At 62.2% G+C, this 24605-nt stretch carries 20 protein-coding genes, 1 other RNA gene and 2 pseudogenes; 4 read left to right on the top strand and 19 right to left on the bottom strand.

The features are described 5' to 3' along the window. Window positions 1-13: 13 nt before the first annotated feature. The 13 genes and pseudogenes from C1M53_RS22395 to mraZ all read right to left on the bottom strand — a co-directional run bounded on the left by C1M53_RS22395 (window position 14) and on the right by mraZ (window position 14980). On the bottom strand, window positions 14-856 hold the full coding sequence (locus C1M53_RS22395; protein ID WP_129414238.1) for a transporter substrate-binding domain-containing protein: 843 nt from the start codon (window positions 854-856) through the stop codon (window positions 14-16). A gap of 289 nt (window positions 857-1145) precedes the next feature. Further along, entirely contained in the window at window positions 1146-2111 is a 966-nt protein-coding gene (gene murB / locus C1M53_RS22390) for a UDP-N-acetylmuramate dehydrogenase (protein ID WP_129414237.1), read from the bottom strand. Further along, window positions 2108-3514, bottom strand: a complete 1407-nt coding sequence (murC, locus tag C1M53_RS22385) for a UDP-N-acetylmuramate--L-alanine ligase (protein ID WP_129414236.1) — start codon at window positions 3512-3514, stop codon at window positions 2108-2110. The genes murB and murC overlap by 4 nt, the downstream gene beginning before the upstream one ends. Continuing rightward, entirely contained in the window at window positions 3511-4638 is a 1128-nt protein-coding gene (murG, locus tag C1M53_RS22380) for an undecaprenyldiphospho-muramoylpentapeptide beta-N-acetylglucosaminyltransferase (protein WP_129414235.1), read from the bottom strand. The genes murC and murG overlap by 4 nt, the downstream gene beginning before the upstream one ends. A gap of 13 nt (window positions 4639-4651) precedes the next feature. After that, window positions 4652-5809, bottom strand: a complete 1158-nt coding sequence (ftsW, locus tag C1M53_RS22375) for a putative lipid II flippase FtsW (protein WP_129414234.1) — start codon at window positions 5807-5809, stop codon at window positions 4652-4654. Beyond that, complete coding sequence (gene murD / locus C1M53_RS22370) at window positions 5809-7209, bottom strand: UDP-N-acetylmuramoyl-L-alanine--D-glutamate ligase (protein ID WP_129414233.1); 1401 nt, start codon at window positions 7207-7209, stop codon at window positions 5809-5811. The genes ftsW and murD overlap by 1 nt, the downstream gene beginning before the upstream one ends. A 7-nt stretch (window positions 7210-7216) precedes the next feature. After that, window positions 7217-8298 (bottom strand): annotated as a pseudogene (mraY, locus tag C1M53_RS22365) (phospho-N-acetylmuramoyl-pentapeptide-transferase). A 22-nt stretch (window positions 8299-8320) separates the two neighbouring features. Beyond that, window positions 8321-9751, bottom strand: a complete 1431-nt coding sequence (locus C1M53_RS22360; protein ID WP_129414231.1) for a UDP-N-acetylmuramoylalanyl-D-glutamyl-2,6-diaminopimelate--D-alanyl-D-alanine ligase — start codon at window positions 9749-9751, stop codon at window positions 8321-8323. Continuing rightward, complete coding sequence (locus C1M53_RS22355) at window positions 9748-11196, bottom strand: UDP-N-acetylmuramoyl-L-alanyl-D-glutamate--2,6-diaminopimelate ligase (protein WP_129414230.1); 1449 nt, start codon at window positions 11194-11196, stop codon at window positions 9748-9750. Before C1M53_RS22355 ends, C1M53_RS22360 begins: the two co-directional genes overlap by 4 nt. A gap of 56 nt (window positions 11197-11252) precedes the next feature. Next, window positions 11253-12965 (bottom strand): penicillin-binding protein 2, encoded by a 1713-nt coding sequence (locus C1M53_RS22350; RefSeq protein ID WP_129414229.1) that lies wholly within the window; start codon window positions 12963-12965, stop codon window positions 11253-11255. A 233-nt stretch (window positions 12966-13198) separates the two neighbouring features. Continuing rightward, window positions 13199-13504: pseudogene (locus C1M53_RS22345) on the bottom strand (hypothetical protein); the annotation flags it as partial. A gap of 4 nt (window positions 13505-13508) precedes the next feature. Beyond that, complete coding sequence (gene rsmH / locus C1M53_RS22340) at window positions 13509-14525, bottom strand: 16S rRNA (cytosine(1402)-N(4))-methyltransferase RsmH (protein WP_129414228.1); 1017 nt, start codon at window positions 14523-14525, stop codon at window positions 13509-13511. Beyond that, complete coding sequence (gene mraZ, locus C1M53_RS22335; RefSeq protein WP_129414227.1) at window positions 14522-14980, bottom strand: division/cell wall cluster transcriptional repressor MraZ; 459 nt, start codon at window positions 14978-14980, stop codon at window positions 14522-14524. Before mraZ ends, rsmH begins: the two co-directional genes overlap by 4 nt. Before the next feature lie 411 nt (window positions 14981-15391). Here mraZ and C1M53_RS22330 point away from each other — a divergent pair, with 411 nt between their 5' ends. Continuing rightward, window positions 15392-16507, top strand: coding sequence for a cystathionine gamma-lyase (locus C1M53_RS22330; protein ID WP_129414226.1), 1116 nt, complete (start codon window positions 15392-15394; stop codon window positions 16505-16507). Window positions 16508-16634: 127 nt separating this feature from the next. Here the strand turns inward: C1M53_RS22330 and rnpB are convergent. The 6 genes from rnpB to C1M53_RS22300 all read right to left on the bottom strand — a co-directional run bounded on the left by rnpB (window position 16635) and on the right by C1M53_RS22300 (window position 21698). Further along, window positions 16635-17031, bottom strand: an RNA gene (rnpB, locus tag C1M53_RS22325) — RNase P RNA component class A. Window positions 17032-17164: 133 nt separating this feature from the next. Further along, window positions 17165-17974, bottom strand: a complete 810-nt coding sequence (locus tag C1M53_RS22320) for a transglycosylase SLT domain-containing protein (RefSeq protein ID WP_129414225.1) — start codon at window positions 17972-17974, stop codon at window positions 17165-17167. A 184-nt stretch (window positions 17975-18158) separates the two neighbouring features. Continuing rightward, the gene (locus C1M53_RS22315; RefSeq protein ID WP_129414224.1) at window positions 18159-18923 is read right to left on the bottom strand and encodes an N-acetylmuramoyl-L-alanine amidase; all 765 of its coding nucleotides are present in this window, start codon (window positions 18921-18923) and stop codon (window positions 18159-18161) included. Beyond that, the gene (locus tag C1M53_RS22310; protein ID WP_129414223.1) at window positions 18920-19639 is read right to left on the bottom strand and encodes a DnaJ family molecular chaperone; all 720 of its coding nucleotides are present in this window, start codon (window positions 19637-19639) and stop codon (window positions 18920-18922) included. Before C1M53_RS22310 ends, C1M53_RS22315 begins: the two co-directional genes overlap by 4 nt. A gap of 127 nt (window positions 19640-19766) precedes the next feature. Then, window positions 19767-20417, bottom strand: a complete 651-nt coding sequence (locus C1M53_RS22305; protein ID WP_129414222.1) for a PQQ-binding-like beta-propeller repeat protein — start codon at window positions 20415-20417, stop codon at window positions 19767-19769. 60 nt (window positions 20418-20477) lie between these two features. After that, a complete protein-coding gene (locus C1M53_RS22300; protein ID WP_129414221.1) occupies window positions 20478-21698 on the bottom strand; it encodes a helix-turn-helix domain-containing protein in 1221 nt (406 codons plus the stop codon). A 98-nt stretch (window positions 21699-21796) separates the two neighbouring features. Between C1M53_RS22300 and C1M53_RS22295 the strand changes: the two genes are divergently transcribed. From C1M53_RS22295 to C1M53_RS22285, 3 genes are all read left to right on the top strand, one after another. After that, window positions 21797-22552, top strand: coding sequence for a hypothetical protein (locus tag C1M53_RS22295; protein WP_129414220.1), 756 nt, complete (start codon window positions 21797-21799; stop codon window positions 22550-22552). 140 nt (window positions 22553-22692) lie between these two features. After that, the gene (locus C1M53_RS22290; RefSeq protein ID WP_129414219.1) at window positions 22693-23139 is read left to right on the top strand and encodes an SRPBCC domain-containing protein; all 447 of its coding nucleotides are present in this window, start codon (window positions 22693-22695) and stop codon (window positions 23137-23139) included. Window positions 23140-23325: 186 nt separating this feature from the next. Further along, a complete protein-coding gene (locus tag C1M53_RS22285; RefSeq protein ID WP_129416315.1) occupies window positions 23326-24546 on the top strand; it encodes an MFS transporter in 1221 nt (406 codons plus the stop codon). Window positions 24547-24605 lie beyond the last annotated feature (59 nt).

Raw genomic sequence — 24605 nt, 5'->3', positions numbered from 1 at the left:
ACCGCCCCTGACGTTATTGCTTGGCCGAAATGTCGCGGCCGACCCACTTCTCGGAAATCGTCTTCAGCGTGCCGTCGTCATACATCGCCTTGAAGATTTCCTTGATCTTGGCTTCCCATTCGGGGTCACCCTTGTCGACGGCGACCCAGAGAGGCTCGGTGAAGAGCGTGTCGTCGACGATCTTCAGCTTGCCTCCCGACTTCTTGACGCGCTCTGCGACCGTCAGGTAGCCGGCCACCGCCGCATCGAGACGCTTGCCGTCACCGAGCCCGAGATCCTGGAAGGCAAAGTCTTCGGTGTCATAGGGCTTGACCGTCACATCACCAAAGGGGAATTCCGGCTTGACCGGCTCCTTGCCTGGGACCTCGATCACAAGTTCCTTCTGCAGGTACTTCTCGTAAGGCGTACCGCCCTGCGTGCCGACATTCTTGCCGCCGAGATCCTTGACGCTCTTGATGGTGGTATTGTCGGAATTGACGGCAACCACCGCAGGCGCGCCGTAATATTCATTGACGAAAGTCAGGACCTTGGCGCGCTCGGCGGTCGGCGACATCGAGCAGATGCAGACGTCCCAACGGCCTTTCCAGTTGCCCGCCGTGATGATTTCCCACGACGGTGTCTCGACCTTGAACTCAACGCCAAGGCGCTTGGCGACTTCGCGCGCAATGTCGACGTCGAAACCGACCACCTCGCCCTTGTCATCAATGTAGGAGAACGGTGGATAGGCCTGATCAGTGACTTCGACCAGAACCTTGTTCTTCATGATGCGGTCGAGAGTCTCGCCGGCATGCGCCGTCGAGATCATGCTGGCCAATAGCCCACCCACGACCAGTTTCGTTGCGTTTTTCAGTTTCATTGGATGCCTCCCTACGGCCGACACTAGAGCGTTTCACGGCAACGTGGAAACGCTCCAACTTTTGTTTCACGCAATTCCAGACACAAACCGCTGCGCACTTTTGCTGGAATTGCCCCCATACGACGCCAAGTCAAAGCACAATCATGCTTCGACGACACTGGTCCAGCCCGTTTGATTGTTCCCCGGCTTGGCTGGTCCAGCCTGGCTTATGTATAGACGTAAAATGCTTCCTGTCGGACTGCAAGCGCGATCCGGTGTTCAGGCATCGACATCTGAAGATTGCCGAGGCCTACAGCAACTGTCCCTGGAATTCCTGCACTTCGCGACCTGGCCGGAAATTGCCGATGCGCTTGATTTCCCAGTGCAGACGGATGCCCGAATGCTCCAGCACGCGCTCGCGCACGGTCTCACCGAGGTTTTCGAGATCATAGCCGGTCGCGGTACCGGTGTTGATCATGAAGTTGCAATGCATGGGCGACATCTGCGCACCGCCCACCATCAGCCCACGGCAACCGGCCTTGTCGATTTCCTTCCAGGCCGAGGTGCCTTCCGGATTCTTGAAGGTCGAACCGCCGGTCTTCTCACGAATTGGCTGCACCGTCTCGCGATGATGTTGCACGGCATCCATCGCTTCCTTGATCGCCACCTTGTCTTCGGCATACCCCTCGAACAGCGCCGAGGTGAAGATCAGGCCGGCCGGTGCCGAAGAATGCCGGTAGGCATAGCCCATGTCGGCATTGGACAGCACGTGCGCATTGCCTTGGCGGTCAAGCGCCCGCACCTCCACGACGCGCTCGCGCGTTTCAACGCCGTTGGCGCCTGCATTCATGCGCAGTGCACCGCCGATGGCGCCGGGAATGCCATGGTAGAAATGAAAACCGCCTATGCCGGCCTCGAGCGCTACGGCGGCGACCCGCTTGTCAGGGATGGCGGCGCCAGCGCGGATCTGCGTCGGCGAGATCACGTCGGCCGCACCAAACCCCTTCGCCGAGAGCCGCACCACGAAGCCCTGGATACCACCGTCGCGCACCAGAAGATTCGAGCCGACGCCGACGATGGTGAGCGGAACCTCTTCCGGCACGGCTTTCAGGAAAGCAGCGAGGTCATCCTCGTCGGCGGGTTGAAAAAGCGCGTCCGCCAGACCACCCGCGCGGAACCAGGTGATCTTGTCCATCTCCGCATCGGGCGTGATGCGGCCGCGCAGATCCGCCAGCCTGCCGCCGAGTTTCTCCAGCAGCGCCGTGCCGCGTGTCATGACCCTGCTCCGGCGAGTTCCTTCGGCAGCGCGTAAGCCCATTGCGTGATGTTGCCGGCGCCCAGGAAGACAACAAAATCACCTGGCTTTGCCAGTTTGCGCACGACCGGCGCAACATCGCCCGGCCCTTCGATGTAACGCGCGTCTCGATGGCCGCCGGAGCGGATGCGAGACACGAGTGCATCCGAAGACGCCCCGTCGATCGGGTCCTCGCCGGCCGCATAGACCGGCGCCACCATCACCGTATCGGCATCGTTGAAGCAGGAGGCGAATTCATCGAACAGATCATGCAGGCGGGTGAAACGATGCGGCTGGGCGATTGCGATCACGCGGCCCTTGGTCGCGTCGCGCGCTGCCCTGAGCACTGCCTTGATCTCGACCGGATGGTGGCCATAGTCATCGAACACTTCGACACCATTCCATGAACCGGTATGAGTGAAACGGCGCTTGACGCCGCCGAATGCCGACAGCCCCTTCTTGATCGCTTCCGCAGAGATGCCGAGCTCGTTGGCAACCGCGATTGCCGCCGTTGCGTTGGAGACATTGTGACGACCGGGCATCGGCAGCCGCAGGCCGGCAATCTCCGTCTCGCCCCCAGCCTTGCGATTGCGGATGGTCACATCGAAGACCGACGCAGCGCCGTCCATGCGATGATTGGAGAAACGCACGTCAGCCTGGGTGTTCTCGCCATAGGTGATGACGCGACGATCCTCGATGCGCCCGACCAGCGCCTGCACCTCGGGATGGTCGGTGCACATCACGCCGAAGCCATAGAACGGCACGTTCTCGACAAACTGGCGAAACGCCTCGCGCACTTTATCGAAGGAGCCGTAGTGGTCGAGATGTTCGGGATCGATGTTGGTCACGACCGCGATATCGGCAGGCAACTTCAGGAAGGTACCGTCGCTTTCATCGGCCTCCACCACCATCCACTCGCCGTCACCCATGCGGGCATTGGTGCCGTAGGCATTGATGATGCCGCCATTGATGACGGTCGGATCGAGTCCGCCGGCCTCCAGAAGCGTCGCGACCATCGAGGTCGTCGTCGTCTTACCGTGCGTGCCGCCGATGGCGACCGCCTGGCGAAAACGCATCAGCTCCGCCAGCATTTCGGCACGGCGAACGACCGGCAGGTTCTTTTCGCGTGCGGCCTTCAGTTCAGGATTGGCCTTCTTGATGGCGGTCGAAACCACCACCACCTCGGCTTCGCCAAGGTTCTCGGCCTTGTGGCCAACGAAACACTCGATGCCTTTGTCGCGCAGGCGCTGGACATTGGCGCTTTCAGCCTGGTCGGAACCCTGAACCCGGTAACCGAGATTGTGCAGAACCTCGGCGATACCGCTCATGCCGATGCCGCCGATGCCAATGAAATGCACAAGGCCGATCGTCTGCGGCATCTTCATGCGCGGGTTTCCTTCCTGAATTCTTCTATCGTCTTGCGCGACGCAATAGCCTCTGCGAGGTCGGCGAGCAACCGCGCCGCGTTCGGACGGCCTACCGACTTCGCCGCCGCGGCCATTGTTTCCAGACGTTCAGGCTCTTCCATTGCAGCGCTTATGAGACCCGCGACCGTTTCGGGATTGAGCGTTGACTGCGGATGAACCTCGCCACCACCAGCCGCCGCAAGCGCCGCCGCATTCGCGGCCTGATCGTGGTCAAGGGCATGTGGATAAGGAACCAGCAGTGCCGGCCGCCCGATGACGGCGATCTCGGAAACAGTCGAGGCACCGGAACGCGAAATGACAAGATGAGCGGCAGCCATGCGCTGCGCCATATCGGTGAAGAAAGGCGAGACCTGCGCGTCGATGCCGAGCCTGGCATAGGCATCCTTGACTCGACCGACGTCGTCGGCGCGCGCCTGCTGCGTGATGATGAGCCGCGCACGCTGGGCATCGGACAGCAGGGCGACCGCATCGGGAACGGCATCGGAGAAGAACTGCGCACCCTGACTGCCGCCGAACACCAGCAGCCGGAATGGATCACTGCCCGCCGAAGCGACATAAGGTGCCCTTGCTGCTTCCAGCACAGCCGGCCGTACCGGGTTGCCCGTGGTAACGGTTTTGGCGCCTGCGGCGCTGGTGTCCTCGGGCAGAAAACCGCCGGCTATGGCATCAACGCGAGGGGCAAGAGCACGGTTTGCGCGACCCATGACGGCATTCTGCTCGTGGATGATGGTCGCCACCTTGCGCCGCGTCGCAGCATAGAGCGGCGGCAGCGTCGGATAGCCACCGAACCCCATGACGACCGCTGGCTTGATGCGATGGATGACACCGGAAGCCTGCCGCACGCCTTGCCAGATGCGCCACATGGCCCCGATCAGCGCGATCGGATTCTTCGATCCGAAAGTCGCCGAGCGAATGGTGTGCACCTCTTTCGCAGGGAAATGGTTGGCGTAACGCGAGGCGCGGTCGTCGGTCGCCAAATGGACGTCCCAGCCCCGCGCGATCAGCTCGTGCGCCAGCGCCTCAGCGGGAAACAGATGTCCGCCGGTGCCACCGGCCGCCAGTAGAATAGTGCCTTTAGCCATTGCGGTCCGTCGATCATTCCGCCGGCATGAAACGCTGGTAGCCTTGCAGGCCGCCAAGTGTCTTGCGCTTCTCCGGCTTCTTGCGGGTTAGCGCCAGCACCATGCCCATCGAGATCGCGATCGCGATCTGAGATGAACCGCCATAGGAGATGAAAGGCAGCGTCATGCCCTTTGCCGGCATCAGTTGCAGGTTCACCGCCATGTTGATGGTCGATTGCAGGCCGAAAATGGTGACAAGGCCACCAATCGCGTAGCGGGTGAAATCATCATGCTCCTTCAGCGCGGTATTGAGACCGCGCAGGACGATGAAAGCGAAGATGGTCATGATGAAGAAACACATGATCAGCCCGTATTCCTCACCAGCCACCGAAAAGACGAAGTCGGCGTGACTGTCCGGGATGGCGCGCTTGACAGTGCCCTCGCCCGGCCCGACGCCGAGCCAGCCGCCATTGATCAGCGCCTCCTTGCCCATGTCGACCTGATAGGTGTCGCCTTCGCCGGTCAGGAAGCGGTCGATACGGCCGGCGACGTGCGGCAGTATCGTATAGGCGGCAAACACGCCGGTGATGCCGAGCGCACCGAGCACGACGATCCACAGCCACGACAGGCCGGCCATGAAGAACATGATGCCCCAGGTGCCGGTGACGAGCATGGTCTGGCCGAAGTCGGGTTGCGCCAGCAGCAAGGCGACGACGAGGCCCAGCATGATCATGGCCAGCACGTTGCCTGGAATATCCGGATGACGCTTGTGTTCGGCAAAGAGCCAGGCACAGAGGATCACGAATGCCGGCTTGAGGAATTCGGAGGGCTGGATGGAAACGCCGGCAAGCGAGATCCAGCGCCGCGCACCCTTCACCTCGACGCCGACATAGAGCACCGCCACCATCAGCACCAGCATGATGCAGAGCATGACGATGGACAGACGCCGGATCTGTCGCGGCTCCAGGAAGGAAACGCCCAGCATCACGCACAGGGCCGGCACAGTGAAGATGATCTGGCGCGTGGCGAAGTAGAACGGACCGAGGCCGATACGCTGGGCAACGGCGGGACTGGCTGCAAAGGAAAGGACGATGCCTAGCCCCATCAGCAGCAGGAACGCCGCCAGGAACCATCGATCGATGGTCCACCACCAGGTTGCAACGGGGCTTTTGTCGAGACGACTGGCAGCCATTATCGTGTCCCTCCGATGGGTTTCACGCCTTCAATAGCAGCGACAGCTTGCCTGAAGGCTTCGCCGCGCACTTCGAAATTCTTGAACTGGTCGAAGCTGGCGCAGGCCGGCGACAAAAGCACAACAGCCTCGCCACTCTCATCCCTGGCCGCTTCAGCGGCCGCGCGCTCGACCGCCGCAGCCAATGTGCCGGCGATCTCGTAGGGCACCGCCTCGCCGAGCGTAGCCGAGAAGGCAGGCGCCGCTTCGCCGATCAGATAGGCCTTGGCGATGCGCGGAAAAAAGCCACGCAACGGTTCGATGCCGCCTTCCTTGGGCAGGCCGCCGGCGATCCAGTAGATGCGGGAAAAGGCGGAAAGCGCCGGTGCGGCCGCATCGGCATTGGTCGCCTTGGAATCGTTGATGAACAGCACATGGTCCTTGCGACCAACCTGCTCCATGCGATGCGCCAGGCCGGGAAAGCTCTCCAGCCCCGACTGGATCTCGCCAAGGTCCAGCCCGACCTTCAGGCAGGCCGTCACGGCAGCCAGTGCGTTTTGCGCATTGTGCTGCCCGCGCAGCGAGCCAATGCCCTCCAGGAATCCGATGCGGCTGTAACGACCGTGCACGGCCTCCATCAGGTTGGTGCCGTCGGCGAAATAGCCATCGGTCAGAGGCAGTCGCTTGGAAATGCGGATCACATCCTTGCCAGCGCGTTCCAGCCGATCGGCGATCTGCGCGCAGAAGCTGTCATCGACACCAATGATGGCGGTGTCGCTACCGGCCACCAGCCGTTCCTTGATCGACGCATAGTGCTGCATGGTGCCGTGCCGGTCGAGATGATCCGGTGTCAGGTTGAGGAGCACGCCGGCGGTCGGATTGATCGATGGCGCCAGGTCGATCTGATAGGATGAACATTCGACCACGTAGTGGCGACCCGATGCCGGCGGATCGAGCGTCATCACGGCCCGGCCGATATTGCCGCCCATCTGCGTGTCTCGACCGGCCGACTGCAGGATGTGCGCGGTCAACGCCGTCGTTGTCGACTTGCCGTTGGTGCCGGTGATGGCAATGAAGGGCGCATCGGCCTGCAGTCTGTTGCGCTCGCGTGCGAACAGCTCGATATCGCCGATCACTTCGACACCGGCCGCACGCGCCAGCTCAACCGACCAATGCGGCTTCGGATGGGTCAAAGGCACACCGGGTGAAAGCACGAAGGAGGAAACGCCTGCCCAGTCGGCACTGCGCAGGTCAGCCGTCACGATCCCCTGCTCGACGGCCTTGGCAACGCTTTCGGGATTGTCGTCCCAGGCCAGAACGTCCGCTCCGCCCTCGATCAGCGCGCGCGCGGTCGCAATGCCCGAACCGCCGAGACCGAACAGTGAAACCCGTTTGCCCGCGAAGGAAGTTGCCGGGATCATGCAGTTCCTATCGCAGTTTGAGGGTGGAGAGCCCGATCAGCGCCAGTATGACGGCGATGATCCAGAACCGGATGACGACCTGGCTTTCGGTCCAGCCGAGCTTTTCGAAATGGTGATGGATCGGCGCCATCAGGAACACACGCTTGCCGGTCATCTTGAAGTAGCCGACCTGGATGATGACGGACAGGATTTCCAGCACGAACAACCCGCCGATGATGGCCATGACGATCTCATGCTTGACCGCCACCGCCACCGTGCCGATCAGGCCGCCCAGCGCAAGGGAGCCTGTGTCGCCCATGAAGATCGCCGCGGGTGGCGCATTGAACCAGAGGAAGCCGAGACCCGCGCCGATGACGGCACCAAGAATCACCGCCAGTTCACCTGTGCCCGGCACGAAATGGATCTGCAGATATTCGGCAAAGACCGCATTGCCGGACAGGTAGGCGATGACACCGAAGGAAGCTGCCGCAATCATGATCGGCACGATCGCAAGCCCGTCCAGGCCGTCGGTCAGATTGACTGCGTTGCCCGCGCCCACCACGACAAAGGCGGCGAAGGGGATGAAGAAGAAACCGAGATTGATGATCAGTTCCTTGAAGAACGGAAAGGTCAGCGAGGAAGAGAACGGCGGCTGGCCGCTGCGCATGATGATCCAGGCAGCGATGCCGGCGATGATGAATTCGAGCGCCAGGCGTGCCTTGCCCGAAAAACCGAGATGCGACTGCTTGGTCACCTTCAGATAGTCGTCATAGAAGCCGATGGCGCCAAAGCCCAGCGTCACGAACAGCACCACCCAGACATAGATGCTGGTGAGGTTTGCCCACAGCAGCGATGAACCGATGATGCCGGTAAGGATCATCAGGCCGCCCATGGTCGGCGTACCTGCTTTCTTGAAATGCGTCTGCGGTCCGTCGGCGCGGATCGGCTGGCCCTTGCCCTGGCGCACTCGCAGCGAGTTGATGATCGTCGGTCCGAAGATGAACACGATCAGTGCCGCTTGATCAACGCGCCGCCGGTGCGGAATGTGATGTAGCGGAAGACATTGAAGACCGTCACGTGGTCGGCAAAGTCGACGAGAAGCCAGAACATGCGTTTTCGTCCCCCGGACCCTTCAAATTCTCGTTTCGGCGGTATGCGCCGGAAATGTCTTGATCAGCGTATCGACCAGCTTGGCGAAGCCGATACCCTTGGATGACTTGACCATCACCACGTCGCCCGGCCGCAGGGCGCCGAGCAGCAAGGGCTTCAAAGCCTCGGTCGTCGGCTGGTAGGTGACATTGGTGCCGTCGGGAAGCGCGTCAGCCAGCGCCTGCATCTCCGGTCCGGCCAGCAGCACCATGTCCGCTCCCGAGTCCACGACCAGTTCTGCGAGACCCGCATGCAGCTTCTGCGACTGGGTTCCGAGTTCGAGCATGTCGCCCAGCACGGCGACACGACGGCCCCCCTCGGCGACCGGTGTATCCCTGAGCAAGGTCAGCGCCACCTGCATCGAAGTCGGATTGGCGTTGTAGCTTTCATCGATCAATGTGAACGGGCCATCCGACAGCGACAGTACGTGGCGTGCGCCACGTCCGGGCGCGGCCGAAAGATCGCCGAGCGCTTCGGCCACACGCGTCACCTCGGCGCCAACCAGATGAGCAGCGCCCAGCACTGCAAGCGCATTCTGCGCAATGTGGCGGCCCGGGGCCCCGACACGCGCTACCAGCTCTTTCCCGGCAATCTTGACGGTGATGATCGAATGGTCGGCCTCGACCACACAGTCGATCATGCGATAGGTCGACCGCTGTGCTTCGCCAAAGCCAAAGACGTGGGCAACACCCACCTGCCTCGCCAGCTTGGCGAGCAATGTCGAACGCGGATCGTCACGGTTGAGCAGCGCGGCGCCTTCAGGCTCCAGTCCTTCGAAAATCTCTGCCTTGGCTCGGGCGATTTCATCAAGATTGCGGAAGAAGCCGAGATGGGCGGCCGCGATCACGGTGATGATCGCCACATGCGGGCGTACCATCTTCACCAGAGGACGGATTTCGTCCGGATGGTTCATGCCGATTTCGAACACGCCATAGTCCGTGTCCTGCGGCATGCGCGCCAGCGTCAGCGGCACGCCCCAATGGTTGTTGAACGAGGCAGCCGAGGCATGCACTTTGCCGACGGTGGAAAGCACATGGCGCAGCGCTTCCTTGGTCGAGGTCTTGCCGACCGAACCGGTCACGGCAATGATCCGCGCCCGTGAACGGGCGCGCGAGGCGATCCCCAGTTTTTCCAATGCGGCCAGCACGTCGGGCACGACGATCATGGGCGCGGTCAGCCGACCGAGCGCCGGCAACTTGCCTTCTGCAACCACCAGCACGCCGGCCCCGGCCTTGATGGCAGCCGTGGCAAAGTCGTGCCCATCCATCGTGTCGCCCTTGATGGCGAAGAAGGCCTCGCCCGGCTGCAAGCTGCGGCTGTCGATGGAGATCCCGCTGATGCCCTCGGGCATGCTGCCGATCGGACGACCGTCAACGGCTGCGACAAGGGCTTCGGCGGTCCAGAGATGGCTCATGCCGCGCGCTCCCGGAGCGCCACACGCACTTCTTCATGATCGGAAAACGGAAGGGTCTGCGAGCCTACCGTCTGCCCCTCTTCGTGGCCCTTGCCGGCGACGATGAGCGTGTCGCCGGCATGGAGCATGCCAACGGCTTCATGGATCGCTTGTCGGCGGTCACCGACCTCGATGGCGCCGGGTGCCGCGGCCAGAATGGCAGCACGGATCTCCTCCGGCACCTCCGAGCGCGGGTTGTCGTCGGTGACAATGACGATGTCCGCCAGCCGCGTGGCGATCTCGCCCATGATCGGGCGCTTGCCACGATCGCGATCACCACCGCAGCCGAACACCACCAGCACACGACCGGTCGTGAACGGCCGCACGGAAGCCAGCACGTTTTCCAGCGCATCCGGCTTGTGGGCATAGTCGACATAGACCGGGGCGCCAGCCGCGGTGGTACCGACGAGATCGAGCCGCCCCGGCGCGCCCTTCAGTTTCTCCAGCGCAGGCAAGGCCTTGGCGGCAGGCGTTCCAGTTGCAATCGCCAGGCCTGCGGAAACCAGGGCGTTGTAAATCTGGAAGTCGCCGGCCAACGGCAGGTCGATCTCGTAAATGGTGCCATCGGCCATGATTTCCGCGCGCTGGCGGTGACGCTCATGCTCGACACGCTTGAGTTCGAGGAATTTGCCGTGGCGGCCAACGGTCAGCACTGAAAGCCCTGCGGCCTTGGCAGCAACGATCGTCGGCTCCGACCACGGATCGTCTGCGAAGATCACTGCCGGGGAACCCTTGGCCAGAAGTGTATCGAACAGGCGCAGCTTGGCCTTGTGATACTCCTCGACCGTGGGATGATAATCCATGTGGTCGCGACCGAGATTGGTGAAGGCGCCGGCCGACAGTTTGACGCCGTCCAGGCGGCGCTGGTCCAGGCCGTGGCTGGAGGCTTCCATCGAGGCGTGCGTGACGCCGGACTCGGCAAGCTCCCGGAGCAGCTTGTGCAGCGCCACCGGATCCGGCGTCGTCAGCGAGCCATACTCGTTGCGGCCGGGCGCAACCACGCCGGTGGTACCGATCGATGCCGCGGCAATGCCGGCATGCTCCCATATCTGGCGCGTGAAGGCCGCAACCGAAGTCTTGCCGCTGGTGCCGGTGACGGCGACCATCGTCTCCGGCTGGCGGCCAAAGAATCGCGCTGCAGCAAGCGCAAGTGCGTGCCGGGGATCGTCAGCGAAAAATACGGGAACGCCGAAGCCGGCGACATCGGCGCCTCTTGCGGCGACGACCGCGCTTGCGCCACGTTTTGCCGCCTCAGCCGCATAGGCCGAACCGTCCGCTTTTGTACCGACAAGGGCAAAGAACAGATCGCCCGGCTGCACCTGCCGGGAATCCGAGGCGATGCCGGTCACCGCGATGTCGGAGGAAGCCTCGACAGGCAGGATACCGGCTAAATCTCTAAGCTTCATCGATCCCCAGTCTAACAAAACGGCGCGCTTTGGCCGGCGCGCCAAAAAAGAATCACTCAGTAGGACACCAGCGTTGCAGCATTTTCTTGGCCGAAATCTGGCTTCACGCCAAGCATCGGCGCCGCACGGCGGATGATGTTGGCCACCATCGGCGCGGCGTTGGAGCCGGCGGTGGCGCCACGGCCGGGCATTTCCGGCTTCGGTTCGTCGATGATGGTCAGGACGATGTATTGTGGATCGTCCATCGGAAACGCTGCTACAAAGGCATTGAAGCGGACATCCTTGGAATAGCGGCCGTTGACCACCTTTTCGGCCGTGCCGGTCTTGCCGCCGACGCGGTAACCAGGCACGCGGGCGTTCTTGCCGGAACCCTTTTCGGCGTTCAGCGTATAGAGATAGCGCATACCTTCCACGGTCTTCTCGCTGACGACACGCTTGGCGACCTCCATCGCCTGATCGGCGCTGCGGGTCAGGAAGGTCGGCTCGATGAGGAAACCGCCATTCATCAGGGCCGCGCAGCCCACTGCGGTCTGCAGCGGAGTCGTCGAGACGCCATGTCCGAAGGCAGCGGTGATCGAATGCACCTTCTTCCAGACCTTTGGCTCGGTCGGCTTCGCCACTTCCGGCAGCTCGGTCTTCATCTTCTCCAGCACGCCGAGACGATGCAGGAACTCGCGATGACCTTCGATGCCGACGACGTCAGCCTCCTTTGCCGAGCCGATGTTGGAGGAGTAGATGAACACTTCCGGCACGCTCAGCACGCGACCCTTGCCGTGAAAGTCGCGAATGGTCTGGCGGCCGATGGTGATGGGCCGCGAAGCATCGAACTTCGATTCCATCGTCACCTTGCCGGAATCCAGCGCCATGGCGGTCGTGAAGCTCTTGAAGGTCGAACCCATTTCGTAGAGACCGGCCGACATGCGGTTGAGACGGTCCTTGTCCTGGGCATTGTAGGGGTTGTTCGGGTCGAAGTCCGGCACCGAGGCCATGGCGACCACCTCACCCGTCTTGATGTTCAGCACGACGCCGCCAGCGGCAATCGCGTGATATTTCTCCATGGCCTCCGCAACCACGTTGCGCACGATGTGCTGCACACGAAGGTCGATGGACAGCTTGACCGGCTTCAGATCCTTGGCGACGGCCAGGCCGGACAGCTGCAGATCAGCCAGGCCCTGGTCGTCGATATACTTCTCCATTCCGGAGATGCCCTGATTGTCGATATTGGTCAGGCCGACAATGTAGGATGCGGTTTCACCCGCCGGATAGAAACGGCGCTTTTCGGTGCGGAAACCGATACCCGGAACACCGAGCTGCATGATCTCCGACTGCTGCTTCGGTGTCAGCTGGCGCTGCAGCCAGACGAACCCGGCACCGCTCTTCAGCTTCTTGTACGTCTGCTCGTAGTCGATCTCGGGCAGCACGGTCGCCAGCTTCTCGATCGCTTCGTCGGCGTCGACGATGTGACGCGGCTCGGCAAACAGCGAGGATGTCTTGATGTCGGTCGCCAGTACCTCGCCGTTGCGGTCGACGATGTCTGGCCGCGAGGCGGTGACGCGGCTGGGCGGCGGGCCGGAATCGGTCGGCCCCTGGAAGCCGAACCACACCAGCCTGCCGGTGATGGCGACATAAATCCCGAGGAACACCGCCATCGTCATGACCACGCGCGTACGGGTCTTGCCGCCTGTTGCCTTGCGGGCACTGTCCACGACGATCGAACCGTCCTCGCCGCGCCGCGCGCGTTTCAGCAGCTTGTTGAGAACGCCGATCATTCGTCAGCCCCATCCTCGATCTGTTCCGCGATCTTGTCCGCGGCGGCCACCCTGGCATTGCTGGCCAGCTTGTCCTTGGCAACCGGCTTCGGCTTGGCCGTTGCCACCAGCGGCTTCTTGTCGCCCGCCTTCGCCTTGCCTGCAGCCTTCGACTTGTCGGTCGTTGCGGCCTTGTCCTTGGAGATCGAGGCCGTCTTCTCCTTGTCGACCCCGGGCGTGCCGTTGTCGGCCATGATGTCCTCGATGGTCAGCGGCGGCTTCTCGGGCAATTCATCCAGTTGCACGATCTGGCGCGCATCGGCCGTCTGCAAGCCAAGCTGGTCCTTGTAGAGATCGGAAAGCCGCTGCAGCCGCGATGGCTGCGTCAGCAGGCTCCAGTCGGCCTTGAGCAGGTCTATCTGGTCTTCTTCGGTGCGTATCTGCGCCTGAATCTTGTAGACCGCCGTCTGCTGCACTTCGGCGTCGCGCTTGATCTTGTAGGTCATGGCGGCAGCCGAGACCATCACGGCGATCAGGATGATGTCACTGGTACGGAACACGTGCTCACCTCTCGCCCGGCAGGGAGACGCCGGGAAGCTTTGGAAGACCGAACTGGGCAAGATCGCCGGCGCGAGCCGGGGCGTCGGTCCGGATCGCGGCCCGCAGCCTGGCTGAACGCGCGCGCGGGTTCACGGCAAGTTCCGCATCGCCTGCCGTCACGCCACCGCCCTGCTTGCGGAAGGTGGCTGTACGAAGCTGCGTCTCCGGCATATGGCGCGATCCGGCTGCCTGCTCTGAACGATCGGCGATGAAACGCTTGACGATGCGATCCTCGAGCGAATGGAAAGTCACCACCACCAGCCGGCCGCCCGGCTTCAGCGCGCGCTCGGCTGCCAGCAACGCCTTCGCCAGTTCGCCGAGCTCGTCATTGACGAAAATGCGCAACGCCTGGAAGACCCGCGTCGCCGGGTGGATCTTGTCGCCCGGCTTGCGGCCGATGTGGGTTTCGATGGCATCGGCAAGGTCGAGCGTACGCTCGAACGGCTTCTTGGCCCGTCGCGCTTCGATCATGCGTGCAATGCGACCTGAATGCCGCTCTTCGCCGAGAAAGCCGAAGATACGGGCAAGGTCGCCCGATTTGAAGGTGTTGACGACATCGGCAGCACTCACGCCAGCCTGCGCCATGCGCATGTCGAGCGGGCCGTCGAAGCGGAAGGAAAAACCGCGCTCTGCCTGGTCGAGCTGCATGGACGAAACGCCGATGTCGAGCACGACGCCATCAACCGCTTCGGCATGCTCGTCCAGCGTCGAGAATGGCGCATGCACCAGCCTCAGCCGTCCGCCGGCTTCCTGTTCCAGCGCCCTGCCCGCAGTAATGGCATCCGGGTCACGGTCGACACCGATGACGGATGCACCATTGTCGAGGATCGCTCTGCTGTAGCCGCCGGCGCCAAACGTGCCGTCGATGATGACGTTGCCCGGCTGTGGCGCAAGTGCTTCCAGAACCTCGGCGAGGAGGACCGGAATGTGGCGGGCCGGTCCGCCATCGGCGTGGAAATCATCGCCGTGGCCCACCGTCATTCCGGTCGCTCCCCTGGCTTCGTCCCCTGCCGAAGATGCAAGAGCCTGGCTCGTGCCGCCGCGCCATACGCGGCCAGCCGTGCCGGCTCCCAGATCTGGAAAAAACTGCCCCTCCCCACGAAGGCCACTTCGGTTGTTATTCCGGTATGTTCGCGAATGAAATCGGTCAACGTGACGCGCCCATCCTGGTCCAGCTTCAGAAACGTGCCATCGCCATGACAGAAGAAGGACATATCGTCCGCTGTCTGCAGGAACGGATCCTCCTGCGCGATGCGTTGCTCGTAACGATCGAGCAGATCGAGCCCACCGACGTCCATCGCGGCCTGATCCAGGCAGCGCAGCGCATAGAGTTCCGAATAGCCGCGCTTCTGCAGAACCGTCCGGAAATGCGCCGGCACGGAGACGCGCCCCTTGGCGTCGATCCTGTTCACCGCATTTGACAGAAAACGGTCCATGACGCATCGCAGCCGCTTGCGCCGCCGCACCCTCCGACTTCCTCATAGCCATGCCGCCGCGGCACGATCCCTTCGTCAAACCTCGAGCCTCGAACCGGGCGAAAATCGACGAACGCACAGCCGCCGCGACTGGCCGCTCGGCGCACGCTTCACCCTGACACGAAACGAAGGCTTGATTAGCGAGATGGGATATCATGGGGTATCATGGGCGTCAACGGGAACGGGCTTCACAAACCCCTTTGAAGGCGACAATACGGGCACTGCCGTGTTTATCCTCCATTAAGCCTAACGAAGTGTTTAAAGCCGGCTTGGCACTTGCTCCGACCTGCCGCTGGGCCTAGCCTCGGAATTGCTCCCGAGAGCATGCTCAATCCAGCCTTCAGGCCATTCCAAAGCCCTTCCGAGATCGCCATGTCCGACACTGCCTCCTCCCGCGCCGCTGGGCTCCTTCATCTGAGGCGCGAAGGTCTCTCCAGGGGTGACGCCATTCCCCTGCCGCTGACGATGGCTTCGATCTTCCATGCGCCAGGGGATTCGAGCGGTTTCCATCAGTATGGCCGTTTCTCCAACCCGACCTGGGACGGGACGGAAGAAATGCTGTCGCGCCTGGAAAATGCGCCGGTGCTCGCCTTTCCCTCGGGAATGGCCGCGATCTCTGCAGTGTTTTTCGCGCTGCTGAAGACGGGAGATCGCATCCTGCTGCCTTCCGACGGCTATCATACGACGCGCATCCTGGCCGACCGTTTCCTTGGCGCGTTCGGGGTGCAGTTCCACACCAGGCCAACCGCGTCATTCCTCGACGGCGGTTTCGATGGCTACCGGCTGGTCTTCGTGGAAAGCCCGTCCAATCCAACCCTGGACATCTGCGACATCACAGCCGCTTCTGAAGCGATCCACAGGGCCGGCGGGCAGCTTGTCGTCGACAACACCACGATGACGCCCTTTGGGCAGCGCCCGCTCGACCTTGGCGCAGACATCGTCGTTGCCGCCGATACCAAGGCGCCGAACGGCCATTCCGACGTGCTCGCCGGTCATGTCGCAAGCCGCAACACGGATATCATGGCGGCGATAAGGGAATGGCGCACGACTTCCGGCAGCATTCCAAGCCCGTTCGACGCATGGCTCCTGCATCGTGGCCTCGAGACGCTGGAGGTCCGCTTCGATCGCATGTGCAACACCGCGGAACTTCTTGCGCCACGCATCAAGGCACATCCTGTGGTCAGGTCACTTCGCTTCCCTGGCCTTCAGGGCGACCCTTCGCACAATCTCGCCAGCACACAGATGGAGCGCTTCGGTTTTCTGATCAGCTTCGTGCTGGATTCCGAAGATGACGCTGAGGCTTTCATCAACGGCTGCGAATTGATGGCGGCGGCAACATCCTTCGGTGGCGTGCACACCTCGGCTGAACGCCGCACCAAACGTGGCGACGCGGTGCCGCCGGGCTTCGTGCGGCTGGCCGTCGGCTGTGAGCCAGCAGAGGAATTGTGGGCTGCGATCAAGGCTTCGCTGGACCGGCTCCATTCCTGACCAGCGACTCCAGGCCGCAAATGCACGCAACGCAAAAGCGGGTACGCCGCGATCTCTGAAGCAAAGCAGCAGCAACTTGAATCAGACTCCACGCCGATGGCGCGAAGTCGCTGAATTCTGGAAGAAAAATGCCAGCCGGCCTGTAAGCCGGGTTCTGTATGGCCCCCGCTCCTTGCGAAGCGGGAACGTGGCGGCCATTCATCTTGGGCGCATGTTGCCATGCGCCTCACGCAACCTACCCGGGCAGTGGGCCGGAAACAGCCCTGAGGGTTTCCCCTCGTACCGCCCCTATTCGGTTTTGCTCCCGGTGGGGTTTGCCTTGCCGCTTCCGTTACCGGTCGCGCGGTGGGCTCTTACCCCACCCTTTCACCCTTACCGCGGAAACCGCGGCGGTTTGCTTTCTGTGGCACTTTCCCTGGGGTCGCCCCCGCCGGCCGTTAGCCGGCACCGTGTCTCCATGGAGCCCGGACTTTCCTCACCCGCAGCCTTTCGACTCTCGCTGGTGCGGCCGCCCAGCCGGCTGGCAGGCGTATAAAGGCGTTCGCGACCCAAAAGGCAAGAGCGCCTGTTCTCGGTACCCGCAATTGCCTCGAAACGAGCTCGAACGCCGAGCCGTTGGCTCCATGGCCGCGAAGCCTTTGGAGCCGTATGCCCAGATCAACCAGCGCCGCCGATTTGCGCGACAACCTTGCGGCAATAGGCAGACGATGTCGGGTTCATACGCTTGGCACCATGGCCGGCATTGTACTTGAGGATGGTGCCGCAAGTGGTGCCGCCACCAAGCTCGCGGGCCATGCCGAGATACTTCATGCCATATTTGATGTTGGTCTCGGGATTGTGCAGTCCCTTGGCCGAGCCGCTGTAACCCATCATGCGCGCCGTGGCAGGCTTGATCTGCATCAGGCCGATCTCGCCGGCGCGGCCAACCATACCAGGCTGATAGTTGCTCTCGACCTTGATCACCGCATGCGCCAGCGACACCGGCACGCCATAGGCGGCAGCATAACGCGACACGATGGTGGAATAGCGAGAACCCGCACCTGCAACGCTGGGCTTGACGGCGCCCGGCGTGATCGATGCGGTCGTGAACGTGTCGTAGATCACCTTGGTCTTCGCCTTGGCCGTCTTGACGCTCTTGCCAACCTTTGCATTCGCGGTGGTCTTGGCATCTTTCGAGCAACCAAACAGATACGGGCAAGGCTCGACCGCCGAGCTCGCGCTCACGGTCTTTGTGGCTTTGACGGTGGAGGCAACCTTGGGTGCCTTGGTAACCTTCGCCCTCTTGCTGGATTTCACGGTCTTCGTGACCTTGGTCACCTTCTTGGCCGGCGTTGTGGCCGCAACCTGCTTTACGACCGGAGTGCCCTGGTCTGCTCTGAGACTAGCGGCCATGCTGTCCTGCGAAGCAAAGGCAAAAGAAATCACGCCGGCAGCAACAGCTGCCGCTACAATGAACGGTTTCTGCATGTGGTCCTGTTTTTCTTGGCCACGCGAAGAACTACGCGCAGCATCCTGTAATGAATGCCGGACTAGACTGGCATTTGTCCTGCATCGGTGTGGATTTGCGTTTGAAACCGGATTTGGCGGCAATGAAGGCCGCACAATTCAATTCATGTTACAGAATGTAATATTAAACAGCCGGTCGAAATATTCAGCCGAGACTTGCCGTCACGGAAACAACGAGGCGCCGTAGCGTCCTGATTGTCGAGCCATCCGCAATTCCGTCAACCAGACGCGGCCGGAAATGGCGCTGGAAGGCCTCGACGACGATCCGCGTCAAGGGGTCGAAAACACCGGTGATTTCAATACCATAACCATAAAGCGCGAGCAGGGACTGCAATTCTTCGACATTGTGCCCCGTATCGCCTTCCTGCAAAATCGATCCTCGCCGGATCGGAGATGCCGGCACGAGATGGCCGACCCCCGCAGCGTGCAGCAGCTTCCACGGAAATTTTTCGCCAGGATCGACCTTGCGACCGGGTGCCACATCCGAATGAGCCAGAATCCGTTCGGACACGATATCGTGACGGGCCACAATATCGGCGGTTAGCGCGATGACCGCCTCGATCTGGCGCTTCGGAAATGCCCTGTATCCCAGCGTATGGCCTGGATTGACGATCTCGATACCGACCGAGGCCGAGTTGAGATCGGTGTGGCCGCGCCACGAACTCTTGCCGGCGTGCCAGGCCCTGTCGCTTTCGCGTACCATCTGCACGACCCGCCCGTCCTCATGCACCAGATAATGTGCAGATACTTCGCTGGCCGGATTGCACAGCCATGCTTCAGCACCCGCTCCGGTTTCCATCCCGGTGTAGTGCAATACGACCATGTCGGGCTGGAACGGGCCGCGACGCGGTCCGAAATTCGGCGATACCCTGACCTCGGCTCCAGCGTGATCGGGCGAAAAGCCACTCATGCCGGCGCGAGATCCCGTTCGATCATTTCATACGCCGCATTGATCGCGGCAACACGCGTCGTGGCGATCTTGATGAATTCCTGCGGCAAGCCGCGCGCGATCACCTTGTCCGGATGGTTCTCGGCAACCAGCTTGCGATAGCGCTTCTTCACCTCGTCGAACGGCCGCCCGCGCTCGATACCGAGCACGACATAAGGATCGTCCGCCCCGAGATGCACATGGCGGGCGAGGATCGTCTTATAGTGCGATTCCTCGATCCGGAAGATCTCGGAGACCCGGTGCAGGAATTGGCCTTCCCGCTCGTGCAGGACGCCATCGGCAGTGGCGATATGGAAAAGACCATCGAGAATGTCTTCCAGCATCATGCAGTTGGCATGACCTGACCCGCAGAGGTTTGCGAGCTTTTCAGCGTAGGACTCGAAACCGGCGACATCCTGCTTGGCCAGATCATAGAGCCGCGCGACATTGTGCGTCTCTTCCGGCGGCACTTCGAAGATTTCGCGAAACGCTCGGATCTCGTCCTGGGTAACCACGCCATCGGCCTTGGCCATCTTGGCCGAAAGCGCGATCATCGCGACCGAGAAGGAGACGCGGCGACGCAATTCGGCATCACCGGAAAAGACCGTGCGCACCGCCTCGACCACCTCGGCGATGCCGGCCGAGGCGGAGGCTGAAACGCGGGCGATGAAATCGCCGATACGATCCCAAATCGACATGTGCCCCTCTTAGAACCAAGCACGTGGCGCTATCAAGGCATGATCGTGCCTATGCGTTGGTGCTGCAGCCAATCGACAACGCCGATTGGTTCCACAAGAACGGGCCGACAGTCGAAAGGTTGCGCCTTCAGGCCGGCTGTGCCGCAATGTCGCGCCTGGGCCGACGCACGGCTCTGAGCTTGCCGCTGTTGCCGCCACCGCAGAAGAACATGTCGGCGCCATCGGATTCGAGGCCGGAGACACCGGTCCCGTCCGGCATGGTCAGCTCTTCCAGGACTTCGCCGGTCAGCGGATCGATCCGCCGCAATTCGCTTGCATCACCCTGCCAGGTCCCATGCCACAGTTCACCGTCCACCCAGGTGACTCCGGTGACGAAACGGTTGGAATCGATGGAACGAATTATCCTGCCCGTCTCGGGGTCGATCTGATGGATTTTCTGGGCGCGATACTCACCGACCCAGAGCGACCCTTCGGCCCAAGCCATTCCGGAATCGCCTCCGTTGCCCGGCGCCGGGATCGTGGCAAGCACCTTGCCGGTCTTCGGATCGATCTTGTGGATCTGGCTTTCGGCGATCTGATAGATGTTCTGGCCATCGAATGCGGTGCCGGCATGGGCGATCATATCGATGGAGCGAACAGGCTCGCCGCTTCTGGGATCAAGCACATTCAGCTTGTCACCGCTGGCGAACCACACATTCTCGCCATCGAAGGTCACGCCATGCACGTCCCCCGAAAAAGGACCATATTCGCGGAGGATTTCGGCGGGGGTGGGTTTCATGGTTTTCCTTCCCAAGTTGACGTTGACGAGCAGCCGTCGGCTGCAGTCATCGGCGGCATCCTAGCTGCCTGGCAGCGGCCCGGGGAGTAACAAGGTTGTCGGGAAGCCCGGCACCGACGGCGTCACCCACCGCAGTGCGCGCCCCTTCCCGAAGGATTGCACCTTGCCACCGGCAGAAAGCTGTTCCAGTGCCCGTTGAACCGTGCGCGGGCTGGCATCCAGGGCAATAGCCAGTGCCGAACTGGACCACGCCTCGCCATCGGCCAGAAAAGCGAGCACCGCGGCATGTTCCTCCTCGACCAGCGGCGCCAGCACCATCACCTCGCCACGCCGACGTGGCACCAGCTTGAAACCGTCGGCCGTGGCGCTGATGTCGGCCAGGCCTCTCAGCTCGGCGCGCAGTCGCCCGATCTCCACCCTCAGCCGTGCACGATGCGACTCGTCGGCATCTTTGGCTCCAAAGGCACGGGACAGAAGCCGCTCGCGCGAAACGTCGCCCGGCCACGCCTCGGCCAGCGCCCGGGCCAGCGCAAACAGCACGGGGCGTGTTGCCAGCGAAACCACTGTATTGGCGGCACGCACCACGTTGCGGCAGGCGTCCACCACGAACATTCCCGTCGCGAACAATTCCTCGACCTCTTCGAGCAGCAAGGGTCGAGCCTTGCCTTTCGAAATCAGTCGCGCGGCCGGAGTATCGATAACCAGTGCGGCACTTTCCACCTCTGTCCCAAGCGCCGGGATGCCGGCCTGTTGAGCCGCCTGCCAGGCTCGCATCAGCGCCTTGCGTGCCTCCTTCAGGCGCAGGCGCCGGATCGCGATGCCAGCAGCCGCAAGCTGCAGCGCGCTGCGCAACGGCGGCGGCAGCAGCGCGGGGTCGAGGTCGGCGATCAGGCTTTCTGCTTCATCGAGACGGCCAATCAGCAGCAGGCGCCGTATCTCTAGAGTACGCGCGTGCGCGGCGTTCGCGTGGTCGCCATGTGTTTCCAGTATAACCCGGGCTGTATCGAGCGCCTTGCCGGGCCAGGCGAGATCCCGCGAAACGAGCGCGATTTCAGCTTCGGCGACGATGCAGCGCGCCCGTGCGACCGCTTCCTTTGGGCCGAAGGCGCGCGCCGCGCTCTTCAGAAGCGCCTTGGCTCGGACAAGATCGCCAAGCTGCGCCATGGCGATACCGCGCAGCGCCAGCGCGGCCGCATCATCACGCAAGGCTACCCGCTTCAACGCACCGAGGGGATCGCCCCGCGCAAGCGCCTGCCCTGCGGCCGTGATCAGCGAGTCCATCGAAATCCCGTCACACTTGTCACTCTCGCCATTCGATATCCGCCCCTAACCTCTCCAAGACGGTCAGCCAGTTGACCACATCGGAAAGGGACAAAGCCATGAAAATCAGACAACGCCGCGTGCTGGCTGCATTGACGGTCCTAAGTCTGGCAGCAACTGTTCCCGCCAGCCCTGCTGGAACAACGCTCGATCGCATGCCGGCAGACCTGGAAACCAGGCTGGCGCTCAGCGCCGCCCCGCCGGCTCTGCGCGGCGATGCAACCGTCTATCTGCTCGATCCGGCAAAGGGATATCAGCTCTCCAAGAAAGGCAGCAGCGGTGTCACCTGCATGGTCGAGCGCACGAGCTGGGACCTCAGCGACTTCCGCGACGACATCTACATTCCGCTTTGCTACGACGCCGCCGGCACCAGCACCTATCTGCAGCACATCATGGAGGCGGCGGCATTGCGCGCCCAGGGCATGGACGCCGACACCCTCAACGCCGAGTACCGGAAACGGTATCGGGACAAGACCTTCAAGGTTCCCGAAAAGTCGGGCGTTTCCTACATGGTGGCTCCCATCATGCGCACCATCGGGCCGCCCGACATGAAGGTGCATACCATGGCGATGCCGCATGTGATGTTCTACGCGCCGGGCGTCACCAACGAGGACCTCGGCGCCAAACCCGACCTCGCGGATCCCAGCAGCCTGCTCAGCCCGTTCGTCGACAGGCAGGGTGCCGCCGAACACAGCTACATCATCCAGCTCGTTGGCGATGCCGAGAAGGCAACGATCCTTGCCGACCAGAAGGTGCTGCTCGACGACCTCTGTGCCTATCGCGACATCCTTTGCCTGGGGCACGGCAATCACTGAGGTGGCCGCGGCAGAACCGAGCGGAATCCCGACACACTTGTCACTCTCACTCCCAGGTCTCCGCCGCTACCTTCTCCACCAACATCAATAACCCGCCGCACCGATCAGGAGATCGACGGCATCGAAAAGAGGAGTGTGCAATGACAACGCGCGATTTCACCACCACGATCCTGGTAGACCAGTCCGCGAAAGCTGCTTTCGACGCGATCAATCGTCCGCGCGACTGGTGGGGCAAGGAGATCGAGGGCTCTACGGATACCCTCCATGGCGAATGGACCTATCGCTACAAGGATATGCATTTTTCCAGGCACAGGACGACGGAGCTGGTTCCCGAACGCAAGGTGGTTTGGCACGTCGTCGATTCACGGATGAGCTTCCTTGAGGACAAGGAAGAATGGAAAGACACGAAGATCGTGTTCGATATCGCCAGCAAAGGCGGCAAGACGGAAATCCGCTTTACCCACGCTGGCCTGGTCCCCGAGGTCGAGTGCTTCGACATCTGCCGAGACGCCTGGAGCGGCTTGATCCACGATAGTCTTCGGGAACTGATCGAAACCGGCCACGGACAGCCCGACACGGTCGAATGACCGATTTGGCGGCGGGTTGGCGTGACATTCCTGCCGCTTCCACCCAATCCGGCAGCCGTCGAAGGTTCTCGGTCTCATCAACCTGGAAACCGCGCCTCAGTGGCTCACTCGCCCCTCGAATGGATTTCGCCGGGCAAGCAATCACGCCCGCGCCAGAATCAGGGGATTCCCATGTCCACCACCGAAATGCAAAATTCCTATCGCTGGGTGCTCGTCGCCCTTGGCGCGCTGATGACCTGCGTGACCATCGGAGCGATGTTCTCATTGGCTGTCTTCATGCCGCACATCTCGGCCGCCACCGGCTGGACGCGAGCGGGCATTTCCAGTGCGATGACGTTCAACTTCTTGATGATGGGTATCTCGAGCTTCGGCTGGGGTATGCTCACGGATCGCATCGGCACCCGCCCCGTGGTGTTGATCGGCTCCATCTTGCTCGGAGTGGTGCTGGTTCTGGCCAGTCGTGCGACGAACCTGCTGCTGTTCCAGCTCACTTACGGTATCGGCGTCGGCCTTGCTGGTGGCGCATTCTTCGCGCCGATGATGGCCGCTGTCACAGGCTGGTTCGACAAGCATCGCGGCCTTGCCGTTTCCCTGGTTTCCGCCGGCGTCGGTGTCGCGCCTGCGACCGTGTCGCCATTTGCAGCCTGGCTGCTTGCCAGCTACGACTGGCGCACCGCGATGATGACGATCGGGTTGCTCGCAACGGCTATCCTTTTTCCGGCTGCCTTCTTTGTCAGGAACGCCCGGCAGGCGTCGGCAAACGATCCGGCCCCGAAAGGCGCGACTGTCACCGTCGGAGCAGCGGACAATCCGTTGTCGAGGGCTTTCCGTTCGCCACAGTTCGCACTGCTTGCCGGCACCTACTTCCTGTGCTGCGCAGCGCATTCCGGCCCGATCTTCCATATCATGAGCTACGCCATCAGCTGCGGCATCTCCTCCATGGCTGCCGTCAGCATCTACAGTGTCGAAGGCATCGCCGGACTGGGCGGCAGGTTGCTGTTCGGCGTGGCCGCGGATCGCTTCGGCCCAAAGCGGGTTCTCGTCACCGGCCTGCTCATCCAGGCCCTGGTGATTGCCGCCTATCTCTCAGCCGCTCAGCTCAGCACTTTCTATGTCCTGGCCATTATCTTCGGCGCAGCCTATGGCGGGGTCATGCCGCTCTACGCATTGCTGGCTCGCGAATATTTCGGCCAGCAGGTGATGGGCTCGGTGCTCGGCGCGCTTGCCATGGCGTCCAGTTTCGGCATGGCTCTGGGGCCTGTCGCCGGCGGCTGGATATTCGACCGCTTCGACGTCTATGACTGGCTGTTCATCGGCTCATCCATCATCGGCATCGCCGCCTTCCTCATCGCGCTCGCCTTCCCGCCCTTCACTTCGGCCCGGCGCGAGCAACCGGCAGCGGCTTAGTGCAACGCCAGCAAAATGCGCGGCGGTTTTGCGTCCGGATTTGCGCAAAACAAGGGTCA

Origin of the sequence: Mesorhizobium sp. Pch-S, from assembly GCF_004136315.1 — a bacterium.
Lineage (GTDB): Bacteria > Pseudomonadota > Alphaproteobacteria > Rhizobiales > Rhizobiaceae > Mesorhizobium.
This window is presented reverse-complemented; position numbering and strand designations above follow the sequence as displayed.

Excerpts from the sequence above, each read along its gene's own strand:
- C1M53_RS22310 (WP_129414223.1), bottom strand. The coding sequence starts at position 19,639 with ATGTCGATTTGGGATCGTATCGGCGATTTCATCGCCCGCGTTTCAGCC.
- C1M53_RS22290 (WP_129414219.1), top strand. The coding sequence starts at position 22,693 with ATGACAACGCGCGATTTCACCACCACGATCCTGGTAGACCAGTCCGCG.
- rsmH (WP_129414228.1), bottom strand. The coding sequence starts at position 14,525 with ATGACGGTGGGCCACGGCGATGATTTCCACGCCGATGGCGGACCGGCC.
- murD (WP_129414233.1), bottom strand. The coding sequence starts at position 7,209 with ATGATCCCGGCAACTTCCTTCGCGGGCAAACGGGTTTCACTGTTCGGT.
- C1M53_RS22305 (WP_129414222.1), bottom strand. The coding sequence starts at position 20,417 with ATGAAACCCACCCCCGCCGAAATCCTCCGCGAATATGGTCCTTTTTCG.
- C1M53_RS22295 (WP_129414220.1), top strand. The coding sequence starts at position 21,797 with ATGAAAATCAGACAACGCCGCGTGCTGGCTGCATTGACGGTCCTAAGT.
- C1M53_RS22330 (WP_129414226.1), top strand. The coding sequence starts at position 15,392 with ATGTCCGACACTGCCTCCTCCCGCGCCGCTGGGCTCCTTCATCTGAGG.
- C1M53_RS22395 (WP_129414238.1), bottom strand. The coding sequence starts at position 856 with ATGAAACTGAAAAACGCAACGAAACTGGTCGTGGGTGGGCTATTGGCC.
- mraZ (WP_129414227.1), bottom strand. The coding sequence starts at position 14,980 with ATGGACCGTTTTCTGTCAAATGCGGTGAACAGGATCGACGCCAAGGGG.
- C1M53_RS22355 (WP_129414230.1), bottom strand. The coding sequence starts at position 11,196 with ATGAAGCTTAGAGATTTAGCCGGTATCCTGCCTGTCGAGGCTTCCTCC.
- C1M53_RS22285 (WP_129416315.1), top strand. The coding sequence starts at position 23,326 with ATGCAAAATTCCTATCGCTGGGTGCTCGTCGCCCTTGGCGCGCTGATG.
- ftsW (WP_129414234.1), bottom strand. The coding sequence starts at position 5,809 with ATGGCTGCCAGTCGTCTCGACAAAAGCCCCGTTGCAACCTGGTGGTGG.
- C1M53_RS22320 (WP_129414225.1), bottom strand. The coding sequence starts at position 17,974 with ATGCAGAAACCGTTCATTGTAGCGGCAGCTGTTGCTGCCGGCGTGATT.
- murB (WP_129414237.1), bottom strand. The coding sequence starts at position 2,111 with ATGACACGCGGCACGGCGCTGCTGGAGAAACTCGGCGGCAGGCTGGCG.
- murC (WP_129414236.1), bottom strand. The coding sequence starts at position 3,514 with ATGAAGATGCCGCAGACGATCGGCCTTGTGCATTTCATTGGCATCGGC.
- C1M53_RS22315 (WP_129414224.1), bottom strand. The coding sequence starts at position 18,923 with ATGAGTGGCTTTTCGCCCGATCACGCTGGAGCCGAGGTCAGGGTATCG.
- C1M53_RS22300 (WP_129414221.1), bottom strand. The coding sequence starts at position 21,698 with ATGGACTCGCTGATCACGGCCGCAGGGCAGGCGCTTGCGCGGGGCGAT.
- C1M53_RS22350 (WP_129414229.1), bottom strand. The coding sequence starts at position 12,965 with ATGATCGGCGTTCTCAACAAGCTGCTGAAACGCGCGCGGCGCGGCGAG.
- murG (WP_129414235.1), bottom strand. The coding sequence starts at position 4,638 with ATGGCTAAAGGCACTATTCTACTGGCGGCCGGTGGCACCGGCGGACAT.
- C1M53_RS22360 (WP_129414231.1), bottom strand. The coding sequence starts at position 9,751 with ATGAGCCATCTCTGGACCGCCGAAGCCCTTGTCGCAGCCGTTGACGGT.